Source organism: Agrobacterium sp. GW821-FHT14E08, assembly GCF_058803865.1.
In genome coordinates, this window is sequence record NZ_JBXAPJ010000002.1 from 324375 (window position 1) to 336462 (window position 12088).

The window sequence follows — 12088 nt, forward strand, 5'->3', positions numbered from 1 at the left end:
CTGGGTTACGTAGGCTCCGTATGGTGCCCCCTTCGCAGGAATGCAAGCGAAAATGCGGCGTTTTCAGGCTGTTTTGCGGTAGCCGTCGCGGTGATCGGCGTAATCGGCGAGACGCTCCCTCAAGAGCGCCAGCTCGCGTCTCAATTCCGCCAATTCCTCGGCTTCGGCCTGTTCGTGATCGAAGTGTCCAGCAAGGGCCTCGTTCAACAGGGACGGAAGCTCAGGTCGCGGCTGATCGGCCGTTTGGAAGCTACGATTGCCCATCAGCACCTGCCGCACGCGCTCGTCCAGCGGGATGTCATCGGCATCATTCGCCGCCCCGGCGTAATAATCGGCGAAAGCATCCTCTGGTTCGACATCGCCATCTGCGGCAAGTTCTTCAAGATCGTGGAACACATCCGGCTCGATTGGCTCGAACTCGGCAAATTGCGGGGATTGCTCCTGCCGGAATTCCTCGTCCGCTTCCATGGAGAGCGGAAGTTGTTCGTCGTTTTCGAGGATCGGCGCGGCCGCCTCTTCCTCGTCGTGGCGGCGGTAGCTCAGGAGATAAAGGCTGCCCAGCAGGCCGATCAAGGCACCGCCGCCCGCCATTATCGCAGCTTGCGTCAGATCTCGCGACAATTCGCCCGGTCCGGCCTTCTTCGCAAGACGGGTTTCAATGGCGGGCGTGGTGGAGGAAGCGAGATCACGGCGTTCGCTCGCCTCCAGATAGGCACTTCTCGCCGTTTCCAGCTCACCCTGCAATCTGGAAAGATCACCGGGGGCGACGCCGAGGCCGTTCAGGCGATCGAGGTATCTGGTACGTTCGCCAGTCGCTGTTGCGATCTCCTGGGCAACGCGTTTTTCATCCGCCCGCAAACCGTCGACCAGCTGGCGAAGCGCCGGGGCGGCCAGCGACTGCACGGCATCCACCCCATTCTGGGCGGCAATGCGGCGCGGATGCTTCGGTCCATAATCGACCGAGACGCCGGCAAGCGCCATGCTGGCACTGGCATGTCTTTGCCTGATATCCTCGAGTGCGGAAAAAGCGATCCCTGTCGGCAACGGCTTCGACCACACATCATTCGGCTTCAGGGCAGAGGCCGCCGCCAGATCCGCCTGAAGCGACTGCTGCTGCTGTGTAGCGCCTGCAAGACTATTATTGACGTCACGTAATTGCTGTTCAAGCTGCTGCACTTCCGACAGGACGGTGTCGCCGTGGCGCATCTGGAAACCGTTCAGCGCCGCTTCCGCCTCGTCCAGCCGGGTCCGCGCCCTCTCCGTCTCGCGCATGGCAGGTGTCATGGTGCCAGCCTTGCCATCCGCCATGATCCGCATCGAGAGATAATCGGTCAGCCGCATCGCGGCTTCCGGCGTTGCGGCATTGGCGGTCACGATCAGCGTATTTTCATCCGGCGTCAGTTCCAGCCGGATCGCCTCGCCCACCGCACCGTTGAGCGCTTCACGTGGCGAAAGCGGACGTGCATCCGCCCCCGTCAGGAGATCAAGAAGCAGGCCAAGCTCGCCCTGATTGCGGACGCCGACCATATCGGCCGGCTTGAGTTTGAGGTCGGTGGTTACCCGGTCCAGCCCGGAGGGTGAAAGCAGGGTACGGCGGGCCATGGCAAGAAAGCGGGCCGAATCCGGCGCATCATAGCTGCTCTGGGTGACCTCGACATGTGCTTGCGAAACATAACCGCGAAAACCGGAATCGATGAGCATCAGCGGAAGGGCTGCGCCGGCAACGGTGGCGGCGGCCACGCAACTGGCGGTCAAAAGCCGCAGACAATGTTTGCGCCATTGCGACGCGGGCACAGCGACGTCATCCTCATCAGGGCGTGTCGCCATCATATCCGGATTGTCATCAACCATCTGAAGCCGTCTGCCACGCTGGGCGCCGCCCGCAACGGGCGACTGTCAAAACCTTACGAGAGGTTAAAGGATCGTGGCAAACAAATGGTTAACGCGTTCTTGGCGGACCGGTTTCAGCCCTTGCCGAGTGCGATATGCCAGGGCTCGGCACAAAGGCTGTAAAGCCAGCTCATATGCAGCTTGCGGAAGATTTCCGGCATGCCGGCCACTTCGGATGACAGAACCTTGAATAAGGGGCCAACCGCGATGGCGACGCGCGCATCGTCGCGGCTGACAGTGTGGTGCAGCCACCTTTCCTGATCTTCCCGGACCATGCCGGCCAGAAGGACATCCACCTTCACACCGGACATATCCCGGTTCAGCATCACGAAATCATGCCAGGGTGCGTGCGCGCGCAGCTTGGTGAGGACCTCTCCGACCTGTGCCGCATCATCACCCGCAACGCCGATCCGTTTCGGTACGGCCATATAAGTCAGAAGCGCCATGGTGAAGGCGACGCCATCAATGACGACAGGCAGAGACCTGCCATTTTCGGCGCGTGCGGCGCTATTCATCGCCTTGCCCTGCGGCAGAAGCAGGCAACTTTCCAGAATCTGCCGATAGGCAATATCCCTGGAAGAAAGCTTTGCCTTCTCGATGGTGAGGAAGGAGAGCATGGTATGCCCGTCGCAGGCCGAAGCCCTGCCGCTGACCAGCTCGAGCGCCCCATTCCAGTCGAGATCACAAACGCGCAGTCCGTGGATATTCCGTTGCGATCCCGGCTGCGCACTACCTGCCGCGAAATTCATTTGCCAACCCCCGAATGCCAAGCCCATTGCCACCAGTCCGGCGCTTCATTAGCGGGATAGCGGCTCACAGGCCTGTTTATACAGGTGCAGGTTGAAGTTACCTTGAAGGCAACCTCTCGAATGTCCCGGGAAATAGCAAGGAACGATTAACCAGATCGAGGTTCGCCATGATAGCGTGCAGGGGATGCGCGCCCGAGCGGTATCAATGGCTCGGGGCGGCGGCCGCTTCTTTGCCCGCCTCGGGCTTCTCGCCTTCGACGATCTTGACCGAGCGTGGCGTGCCATTGCCGTTCTGCTCGCGAATGTCGGCCTTCGACAGATAGTCGAGCTGCTCGATCAACACATCCTCGACCACCTCGTCGTCGAGCTTCTTGTTCAGCCCTTCACGAATGCGCTGCTTGAATGCCTCGGGATCGAAGGTGGAAATATTGGCGATGTTGACCATGGATGAACCCGCCAGAAGCGTGAACAATTCGTCGGTCATCAATTGCGTGGCCGGCAGTTCAATCTTCGCCATCTTTTCCTTGTCGACACGCAGGGAAATACGGCTGAGGAAATAACCGTTCACCCCGCCATCATTGATGACGGGAATGGTGATGCTCTCACCCTTGACCAATTGCAGATTGGCCTTTTTCGCGCCCGCCTCATCCCCCGGCGCGGGTGCTGTCGCCATCTGGACGGAGAAATACACCGCGCCGAGCGTGACGGCGCAAACCCAGACGCCGGTGAGAAGAAGCTTCAACATCAGGAGGCGGCACCATACATGAACTGTTCCTGCGAATAGGTGCCGTCCGTATCGGCTTCCTGGATCGCGTTCTTGAGCAGGTCCGCAACGGCGCGAACCGCGTTCAGATGCGCCTCGACACGGCTGGCATTGGTCGCGAGCTTGGACTTGATGCCCTGTACCTGATCGAGATGTCCCGCAGCGATTTCCTCGTGGGGCGTATCGCGGAAGAGCATCGTCAGTTCATAAAGGCAACGGCTTTTATGGGCATTGGAGACCTTGAAATCGAACTGGGGGTCCTTACCGATATTATCGTTCTCATTGTCGATGATCATTTCAAGACGGCCGAGAACGGATTTGATGCGGTGGTCGTTCGACATAAGGTCCATGCTTGTCTCCTCGTTACGATTTTTCATTTTCAAGCCTCGTCCGTTTTCTCATTGGAAACGCCGAGGACCTGCCGCTCGAACTCCGCCACCATCCGAATTGCAGCATTGTGGTCTTTTTCATTCATGGATACGTCGGTAATCCCTTTGCTTTCGGCTTTCCGCAACGCATCCTTGTAAGCCTGTTCCGCAATGCCGACGCCGCCATTTCTGGAGATCGTGTCGGCAAACTGTTCCGCCATCATGCTTTTCCAGATCTCACCGGCATTGCCCTTGCCATAGACCTCTTCACTGTCTTTCGGCAGCATGTTGGCAACGAAGGTCTGGAGGACGGAAGCCTCGTATTTGCGGTATGTTTCCGGAATTTCCGTGCGGGCCGAGCGGATGTTGGTGTCGCCAAGGCCCGCTTTCGAGGAGGCGCCATCCAGCATATCGACAGCGGCGCCAAAGCCCTTGCCGGCATCGGCAAGGCTGGTTGCGGCAAAGGCCGCCTTGTTCGCCTTCAGTTTTTCCTGGGCGACCTGCACTTCCTGGGGGTCCGCAGCGCGAACCACATCCATCACCAGATCGCTTATAATCGATATCGCCACGTCCCGATCTCCCGAGCTGATAAACACGCGGCAAGCAGCCTGCACGTTTACTCAATCAAGAAACATCGCCGGAGACCTCTTTCGAAACGCCTGCGATGCAACAATGGGGCAGATTATGAATCGCCAACCTTGCTGGAGGCTGGTGTCCGGGATGCGTTCGTCATTTCAAGTAGATCGTAGATTGCATTGTCGTCGGCCTCGCGGTCTTCCAGATCGCGGGCAATATGCATCCTGTCCTCGAGCCGATCGGCCTTGGTCTTTTCCTTGAGGACCTTGTTTTCCTGCAATTGCTGCACGCCGGCAAGCTGGCGATCCTTGACGACAAGGCGGCCGTAACGATCCGAATAATGTTTGGAAAACATCTGATGGACCGGCTCCATGGAGCTCATGGCTTCCAGCACGTTGTCCATGGATTGGGCCACCTCGGTTCGCACGCGGGTGGTGTCGGCCAGTTCCACTTCGGCCATTTTTTCCATGTGGCGCTGGACCGTTACCAGGCGTTTCAGTTTTGCAGAGCGCTTGTCCGAAGCCATGGTTTCTCCAGATCAAAAACCGATGAAGACCGGGCCGAAACCATCCACGAACTGGCGGATGAGGGCCGCAATCGACAAATAGAGCATGAAAAGGCCGCCCGCCAGAACGAAGGGCGTCGAGATGAAATAGACCGGTATCTGTGGCGCCAGCTTGTTGATGAGACCGACCGCGACGTTGAACATCAACCCGTAGATCACGAAAGGGCTGGCAAGCCGCAGCATGATGGAGAAGGACGCCCGCAGCGTGTCGGTGAGCGTAATCAGCATCTTCTGGCCGCTGATGAGCGCGCCCACCGGCGTTGCGGTGTAGGAATCGACCAGCGCCTTCAGAACGATATGGTGGAAATCCAGCATGAACAGCACCAGCAGACCACCGAAGGTGATGAAGTTGGATATCTGGTTTTCCTGCACGTCTTCGATGACATCCGCGCCACCCGGAGCGCTCAGGCCGATGGAGGAGCCGATGAGCGCACCGGTGAACTGGAAACCGAGGGTGTAAAACCGTGCGATCAGCCCATACATGGCGCCGATGGCGATTTCGGTGAAGATAAGGCCGACGACGGTGCCCTGGCTTGAGCCGGAGACTTTCGGATAAATTCCGTCCCACAGCACCGGCAGGAGCGCCATGGACACCGCGACGCAGAGCAGCATGCGGATCTGCGGCGAAATGCGCGAACTGGAAAAGCCCGGCATGGTCATGAAACAGGCGCCGATACGGCAAATGGCAAGGAACAATGCGATAATTGTCCCTTGCGGGTCGGTTATCATGAAATGGCGCCCAAGATCTTGATCTCCAGCCCCTTGGCAAGTTCCACATGCGAAAGAACCGGCAGGGTCGCGAAGAGTCGCTCGATAATCATGCGCACATAGGACCGTGTTTCCGGCGACGTGACAAGGACAAAGGGCAGTCCGCGATCCATGAATTCACGGATAACTTTCGATGCCTGCTCTGAGAACTCCTCGAGATGGCGCGGATCGATGTCGAATTCGACGATTTCGCCCTTCTGGTCGCGCTTGAGCGCCTGATGGAAGACCATATCCCATTTGTTGCCGAGGCGAAGCACACGCAACACGCCATTGTCGGCAAGATCGCCGCAGAGCTGCTGCGACATGCGCACCCGCACATGTTCGACGATCTGCTCGGTCTTGCGCACATGCGGGGCAAGTTCGGCGACCGCTTCGAGGATGAGATGCAGGTTGCGGATGGACACACGTTCGGCAAGCAGCAGTTTCAGAACCGCCTGCAGGCCTGAATAAGACATATGCGACGAGCAGATTTCATCGGCCAGCTTCTTGTATTCGGGATCGAGCCGGTCGATGAGAATCTTGACGTCCTTATAGGACAGCAATTGCGGAAGATTGTTGCGGATGACTTCGCTCAGATGCGTCAGCACCACCGAAACATTGTCGATCGGGTGGAAGCCCTCGCGCTTCAAATCCTCGGTAAAGGTCTCGAGAATGGAGACGGCTGGCATGCCGAATGCGGGTTCGCGGATTTCGTCGCCCGGAATGCTTGGCTTGCGCCCTGCCCCCGTCACGACAAGGACATCACCGACACGCAGGTTGCTGGACGCGATCGTCGTGCCGTGGACGCGGATCTGGTAGGCTTTTTCCGGTATCATGATGTCATCGGAGACTTTGATTTCCGGCACCACAAAGCCATATTGGGTCGCGAACTTCTTGCGCATCTTGCCGACGCGGAAAGCCAGTTCCTGATGTGCGCCGAGAAGGCGGGTCGAGACCTGCTTGCCGAGGGCCAGCTCGATTTCGGAGGTTTTGAGGACCTGCTTGACCGAATCCTTTTCGGCTTCGGTGGTCTGGAGAACCTTGTTCTCTTCCTCCTGGCGACGCAGCGTGCTTTCAGCTTCTGCCTGGCGCGGAATATACCAGCTGCCGAAAGCCATGATGCCGCCCAGCATGATGAAGGGCAGGAAGGGCAGGCCCGGAATAATCGCCAGCAGGCCCATCAGCATGGCCGAGACCATCAGCGCCCGCGGATATCCGCTCAGCTGGTTGACGACCGCCTGGTCGGTGGAACCGGCAGTGCCGCCGCGCGACACCAGAAGGCCGGCCGCCAGCGAGACGATAAGCGCGGGAATCTGCGAAACGATACCGTCACCGACCGAAAGCTTGACGAAGACATCGGCCGCTTCGCCGATTGGCATTCCGTGGCGGAAATAACCGATGATGATGCCGCCGAAAACGTTGATCGCAGTGATGATGAGGCCGGCAATCGCGTCGCCGCGCACGAATTTCGAGGCACCGTCCATCGAACCGAAGAAGGAGCTTTCCTCTTCCAGTTCGCGGCGGCGGCGCTGCGCTTCCTTTTCATCGATAATGCCCGCGGACAAATCCGCATCGATCGACATCTGCTTGCCGGGGATGGCGTCGAGGGTGAAGCGCGCGCCGACTTCAGCGATACGCGTCGCGCCCTTGGTGATGACGATGAAGTTGACGGTGATCAGGATCAGAAAGACGATCAGACCGATGACGAAGTCGCCGGACATGACGAGGCTGGAGAAACCGGCGATCACCCCACCTGCCGCCGTCGGCCCCTCATTGCCATGCGAAAGGATGACACGTGTCGTCGCAATGTTCAGCGACAGGCGGATCATGGTGGCGATCAACAGCACGGTCGGGAAAGACGAGAAATCCAGCGGGCGCTGGATCCAGAGCGCCACCATGAGGATGAGGACCGAAAGCGCGATTGAAAACGCCAGGCCGATATCCACCAGAACGACCGGAATGGGAAGGAACAGAACGCAGAGGATCGCCACGATGCCCAGGGCGAAACCGATATCCCGCATGCTCGGGGTTACCTTGGGCAAGGAGATGACTGGTGGTTGCGCCATAAAAATCGTCCTGTCTCTTCATGAGAAGGGCGACGGAAAAGCCGCCGCACGGTTCGCGGCACCGGATCGCAAGGATATAAACGCAGTTCGGTCCGATGCTTCAGCCTATCCCTAGCCGCTGAAGCTTGCGCGAGGGTGGCATCTGCCCCGGATGGAGGTCAGAATCCGGACTGAATGCGCGAAAAGACGAGATTGGAAAAAAGGGCGATCTGCGCGCCTACAAAAGGAGCGGCGATGCCAAGGACGAGCATGATCGTCACGATTTTGGGCACAAAGGTCAGGGTCATTTCCTGAACCTGAGTCAGGGCCTGGATGAAGGCGATGGCGACACCCACGACCATGGCGGCGAGAACCGCCGGACCGGCCGCGACGAGAACCGTCCAGACTGCAGCCTGCATGATATCAAGCGCATCGGCCTCGTTCATCGTCGCATCCTTTATTCCGTAAGGGCGGCATCATACCGCCCCTTCACGATCACGAATCGGCAGGCGTATTCGAATCGGTATCGCTATCAGGTGTAGTCGCGATCGGGCCGTTCGAGAAGGTCACACCGGCCTGCAACAGCACTTTGTCACCAGCTTCGGTGATGGCGACAACGCCATCCGAATAAACTTCGACTTCCTTCACCACACCTGTGACCTTGTCGTCAGCGCTCTTGACCGTCTTGCCGACCAGATCGGAAGCGCGCGTCAGGGCTTCAGCCTGCAGCATGCTCTTCAGATGCGTGTTGGTCTTGATCGTCTGCTCGACCTGCGAGAAGCTCGCCAGCTGTGACATCTGCTGTCCGGCATCCATCGGGCTGGTCGGATCCTGGTTCTTCATCTGGGCGATGAGGAGTTTCAGGAAGCTGTCGTAGTTCAACGATGCCGCGTTGCCGTCGGTGCTGTTCGCACCGGCATTGGCCCAGGGATTTGACGCTGCCGAACTGACTGCATCTACCGCCATGGTGCTATCTCCTTGCGAATGTGTTCGATCGTTGCGGGGGTCATTTCCTGATTGTTGAGGATTTTCTCCTCGAGCGGATAGAGGCCGCGAATGGCCTTCAGCGCTTCGAAAGCCTTGCCGGAGGCAACCAGCCCGTCGATCCGCTTGAGTTCGGCCAGAACCTCATCATGCTGGAAGCAGTTCAACAGCATGCTCACGGATTTGCGGAACATGTTGGTGGACTGTTCGCGCCCTTCCGGGTTGATGAGGATCATCTGCGCGATGAAATAAAGCTGTCTGAGCGGCGTCGTCGCCTGCTCCGGCTGCAACACGTGGTTCTCAAGCAGGAACGTGACATCGTTCAGGAATTCGAGCGCCACCTTGCGATCCACACGCAAGACCGCGCCGTTGATGAAAATCTTTTCGCCCGATTTCAGCGAAATTCGAAGTGTACTTTTCATTTCAGTCCATCCCTGATGATGGTTGTCACGTCAATAATGCCCTGGAAATTCGTCGACTGACGTTTCCGGATCAGTTCGCACTCTTTCAATATCCAGATCGCAATCGAAATCAGGTTGGCCCTGAGTTCCGTGGCAAGCTGGTTGTCGGGTTGCTTCAGATCCTCAATGAAGCGGATCCAGACCCTTCGAGTGTAAAAAAGCGCTTCGATCGTATGGCGCTGGGAAGAGGAATCCTTTGCCTCCACCAGAAGTTCGATCGATTTTGTCAACGCCTGCCGCTCGCGATCTTTCGCGTTGGCGACACCATCCTCCATGATTTCGGCGTAGGAAAACTGGTACATTCATGTATCCTTTATCTGCCGCCACCTCTGTTCATCAGAGGTAGTTCACCAGACTCATTTTTTGCAGACGCGACGTGAGACTGTATGCGATTTCAATCTGCTGCTGGAGTAGATCGAGACGGGTCTTCGCCTCGTAGGTATCGATCCCCTCGATATCCAGCAGGTGGGTTTCGATGATCTTTTTCTGCGCGGCCAGTGAATCATTGGCTTTCGAAACACGGCTTTCGGAAAGGCCGAGCTGGCTCTGCTGCTGGTTCAGGCCGCTGATGGCAGTGCCGATATTGGTCACCGACTTGGTCGCCACCATTTCACGAACGTCGCTACTGACCTTTTCGTCGAGGAAGGTCATCGCCGTCATGGCCGTCATCGCGAAATAACGCATGCCCTGGGAATTGCTGTTGGTCGATGTCTCGACCACCTCGTTCTGGCTGATGCGGCTCGTCATGTTCGTGTCGCTCGCCTTGGAACCGTAGGTCGTCCAGAAATCGTAGTTCTGGCCAGCCGTCAGGTCGGCGTGCGGCGGGTTCGTCACGGTCGTGGTGCCGTTGAACACACCTTCAATATGGGTCATGAACGCCGCGGCCTGATCCTTCGACAGGCTCTCGACATTGCCGACCGGTGGCGTCTGCGCCGCCATGAATGCGTTCAGTTCCACCTCATAGGCTGCCTTCAGCGTCGAGCCTTCGGCGAAGTAGTCGTCAACCGGCTTCACATCCGTATTGATGCCGGAAAACAGAAACTCGCCATTGACCGCCGTGTTTGCGAAGCTGGTAAAATTGTTGAACGCATTCGAGATGGTTTTGGCAACTGTCGTCAGCGTCGGCGCTTCACTGCTCGTATTGGGAACAAGAACCTTCTGGATTTCCTGCGCCGCCTTCGCCATGCCATCAAGTGCCGTCTGGGACGATTTGAGGCGTTGTGTGGCGATGGAATTGACGCTGACAAGCGAGGTGATGCGGTCAATATCGCGATTGAGATCGAGACTGCGGGCCGTATTGGCACCGAGCGTGGCGCCAATATCCGCGTGTTTGCCGGTCGTCAGCTCGGTGTTGAGATTGGTCATCTCAAGCTGAGCCTTCAGGATGGTGCTGCGCATGCTGTTCTGCATCGCCAGCGATGAAATGAAGGACGTTTTCATCTGTTACCTCACCATATCCATCAGCGACTTGAGCATTTCATCGATGGTGGTCACCAGCTTCGTAGCCGCCTTGTAGGACTGCTCGATGTCCATGAGCAGCGAAAGCTCCTCATCCAGGCTGACGGCGGTGTTGTTCGAATAGGAAGCGGCGGAGCGCTCGTAGAGCGCGCTCTTCGCCTCGTTTGCCGACGTTGCGCCGGAGCGTTCCTGTTCGAGCCAACCCATGGAGTTGGTGCCGTATTTCAGGATGCTGGTATTCGTATCGATACGTGTCGACGCGTCAAAACTCATGGGCGCGTCGAATGCGGTCACATAGCTGCGTATCAGGGTGGAAAAGCCTGTTCCGCCCGTCGCTGTGGTATTGATCACATAAGCGGTACCGTTGATGCCGCCATCACGCAACAATTCCGGGTTGCCACCTTTGGAAATAATTAACGCCGGGTTGACGGTAATGCTGGCTGCGAGCCCGGGAGAGACAACGCCGGCCGCCGGAATGGTGGTTGCCGCCGGTGAGCCATAGGTGAACAGACCCGGCATGTTCGGCAGACCGCTTGCCGGATCCGCAGGCTTTTCCGCAAACATGGTGATCAGGCCGCGCGCGATTTCGTCGAGCTGGCTTTGCATCGTCGGCGCCAGGTCGTCGCGCACCTGCATCAGGCCCTGAAGCGAACCTGCCGCCGTCGAATTGCTGCCGCTGCCTGCCTTGAGGGCCACGCCATCGACATAAATCGCATTGCCGGTGGTTGTCGCATCATAACCGGGCTGCGCCTTGAAGGTCACCTTGCGCGGCACGACCTCGAACAGCGTTGCGCCTTCCGTCGTGTAAAGAGCCACATCGTTGTTTTCACGACTGACGACATTGATCCCGATGATGGAGGAAATATCCTTCAGCAGCGTCTCGCGCTGATCAAGCGCATCGCTCGGATCGCCGCCGATCGCGGTCTGCGCCTTGACCTCGTTATTGGCCTCTTCGAATTTCGTGAGAAGGCCGTTCAGCTTGTCGACCTGGAGGGAAATTTCCTTGTCGGCACGAAGCCGCATGGCCTGCAGTTCGGCAGAGGCCGTATTCAGGGAATTGGCAACGTCGCTGGCCGCAGTCACTGCCGTTGCGGCCAGTGCAGCATCGCTCGGCTTGGCGGCGTAACCGTCAAGGCTCTTCAGCAATTCCTTCATGTAGGTTGCCGGCGAGCTTTCATAATCATTGCCGCCGAAAAGGCTCTTCATCTCCTGGAGACCGGTCAGAACGGTGCTCTGACCGGAAGCAAGCGACGCGCTGGAGATGGTCTGCCTGAGAAGGCTATCATTCTGGGCACGACCGTTGGAGACGATACTCGCTCCAGCCATGGTCGTGCCGAGAATGGCGGTTCGCTTGACGTAGTTCGCATTACCGACATTGGCAATGTTTTTCGAAGTAACGTCAGTCTGCTTACCTGTATTATTGAAAATCGACTGCGCAGTATTCATTGCTGACGTGAGCGACATTCATTTGTCCTCGTGAGA

The 12088-nt window shown here is 57.9% G+C and carries 14 protein-coding genes; all 14 read right to left on the bottom strand.

Features of this window, described 5'->3' with window-relative positions:
* Positions 1–63: 63 nt before the first annotated feature.
* Positions 64–1851: a GumC domain-containing protein gene (locus tag AC1ROR_RS10305; protein WP_498589348.1), complete on the bottom strand. Its 1788-nt coding sequence runs from the start codon at positions 1849–1851 to the stop codon at positions 64–66.
* A 113-nt stretch (positions 1852–1964) separates the two neighbouring features.
* On the bottom strand, positions 1965–2639 hold the full coding sequence (locus tag AC1ROR_RS10310; protein WP_035227691.1) for a WecB/TagA/CpsF family glycosyltransferase: 675 nt from the start codon (positions 2637–2639) through the stop codon (positions 1965–1967).
* A 202-nt stretch (positions 2640–2841) separates the two neighbouring features.
* Complete coding sequence (locus AC1ROR_RS10315; RefSeq protein WP_035227693.1) at positions 2842–3384, bottom strand: flagellar basal body-associated FliL family protein; 543 nt, start codon at positions 3382–3384, stop codon at positions 2842–2844.
* On the bottom strand, positions 3384–3752 hold the full coding sequence (locus AC1ROR_RS10320) for a hypothetical protein (protein ID WP_003493916.1): 369 nt from the start codon (positions 3750–3752) through the stop codon (positions 3384–3386). The genes AC1ROR_RS10315 and AC1ROR_RS10320 overlap by 1 nt, the downstream gene beginning before the upstream one ends.
* Positions 3753–3781: 29 nt before the next feature.
* On the bottom strand, positions 3782–4339 hold the full coding sequence (locus AC1ROR_RS10325; protein ID WP_003493914.1) for a rod-binding protein: 558 nt from the start codon (positions 4337–4339) through the stop codon (positions 3782–3784).
* Positions 4340–4452: 113 nt separating this feature from the next.
* On the bottom strand, positions 4453–4872 hold the full coding sequence (locus AC1ROR_RS10330; RefSeq protein ID WP_035227694.1) for a hypothetical protein: 420 nt from the start codon (positions 4870–4872) through the stop codon (positions 4453–4455).
* A gap of 12 nt (positions 4873–4884) precedes the next feature.
* Positions 4885–5640 (bottom strand): flagellar biosynthetic protein FliR, encoded by a 756-nt coding sequence (gene fliR / locus AC1ROR_RS10335; protein WP_142172945.1) that lies wholly within the window; start codon positions 5638–5640, stop codon positions 4885–4887.
* Positions 5637–7724, bottom strand: a complete 2088-nt coding sequence (gene flhA / locus AC1ROR_RS10340; protein ID WP_035227696.1) for a flagellar biosynthesis protein FlhA — start codon at positions 7722–7724, stop codon at positions 5637–5639. The genes fliR and flhA overlap by 4 nt, the downstream gene beginning before the upstream one ends.
* 158 nt (positions 7725–7882) lie before the next feature.
* Complete coding sequence (gene fliQ, locus AC1ROR_RS10345) at positions 7883–8149, bottom strand: flagellar biosynthesis protein FliQ (protein WP_035227698.1); 267 nt, start codon at positions 8147–8149, stop codon at positions 7883–7885.
* A 49-nt stretch (positions 8150–8198) separates the two neighbouring features.
* Entirely contained in the window at positions 8199–8669 is a 471-nt protein-coding gene (flgD, locus tag AC1ROR_RS10350) for a flagellar hook assembly protein FlgD (protein ID WP_035227699.1), read from the bottom strand.
* A complete protein-coding gene (gene flbT / locus AC1ROR_RS10355; protein ID WP_003493899.1) occupies positions 8660–9109 on the bottom strand; it encodes a flagellar biosynthesis repressor FlbT in 450 nt (149 codons plus the stop codon). Before flbT ends, flgD begins: the two co-directional genes overlap by 10 nt.
* Complete coding sequence (gene flaF, locus AC1ROR_RS10360) at positions 9106–9450, bottom strand: flagellar biosynthesis regulator FlaF (RefSeq protein WP_035227701.1); 345 nt, start codon at positions 9448–9450, stop codon at positions 9106–9108. Before flaF ends, flbT begins: the two co-directional genes overlap by 4 nt.
* A gap of 34 nt (positions 9451–9484) precedes the next feature.
* The gene (locus AC1ROR_RS10365) at positions 9485–10588 is read right to left on the bottom strand and encodes a flagellar hook-associated family protein (protein WP_035227704.1); all 1104 of its coding nucleotides are present in this window, start codon (positions 10586–10588) and stop codon (positions 9485–9487) included.
* Positions 10589–10591: 3 nt separating this feature from the next.
* Positions 10592–12070, bottom strand: a complete 1479-nt coding sequence (flgK, locus tag AC1ROR_RS10370) for a flagellar hook-associated protein FlgK (protein WP_035227706.1) — start codon at positions 12068–12070, stop codon at positions 10592–10594.
* Between the last annotated feature and the right edge of the window lie 18 nt (positions 12071–12088).

Coding starts and splice junctions, on each gene's coding strand:
- AC1ROR_RS10310 (WP_035227691.1), bottom strand. CDS start 2,639: ATGAATTTCGCGGCAGGTAGTGCGCAGCCGGGATCGCAACGGAATATC.
- flgK (WP_035227706.1), bottom strand. CDS start 12,070: ATGTCGCTCACGTCAGCAATGAATACTGCGCAGTCGATTTTCAATAAT.
- AC1ROR_RS10305 (WP_498589348.1), bottom strand. CDS start 1,851: ATGGTTGATGACAATCCGGATATGATGGCGACACGCCCTGATGAGGAT.
- flgD (WP_035227699.1), bottom strand. CDS start 8,669: ATGGCGGTAGATGCAGTCAGTTCGGCAGCGTCAAATCCCTGGGCCAAT.
- AC1ROR_RS10315 (WP_035227693.1), bottom strand. CDS start 3,384: ATGTTGAAGCTTCTTCTCACCGGCGTCTGGGTTTGCGCCGTCACGCTC.
- AC1ROR_RS10320 (WP_003493916.1), bottom strand. CDS start 3,752: ATGGACCTTATGTCGAACGACCACCGCATCAAATCCGTTCTCGGCCGT.
- fliR (WP_142172945.1), bottom strand. CDS start 5,640: ATGATAACCGACCCGCAAGGGACAATTATCGCATTGTTCCTTGCCATT.
- AC1ROR_RS10330 (WP_035227694.1), bottom strand. CDS start 4,872: ATGGCTTCGGACAAGCGCTCTGCAAAACTGAAACGCCTGGTAACGGTC.
- flhA (WP_035227696.1), bottom strand. CDS start 7,724: ATGGCGCAACCACCAGTCATCTCCTTGCCCAAGGTAACCCCGAGCATG.
- AC1ROR_RS10365 (WP_035227704.1), bottom strand. CDS start 10,588: ATGAAAACGTCCTTCATTTCATCGCTGGCGATGCAGAACAGCATGCGC.
- flaF (WP_035227701.1), bottom strand. CDS start 9,450: ATGTACCAGTTTTCCTACGCCGAAATCATGGAGGATGGTGTCGCCAAC.
- flbT (WP_003493899.1), bottom strand. CDS start 9,109: ATGAAAAGTACACTTCGAATTTCGCTGAAATCGGGCGAAAAGATTTTC.
- fliQ (WP_035227698.1), bottom strand. CDS start 8,149: ATGAACGAGGCCGATGCGCTTGATATCATGCAGGCTGCAGTCTGGACG.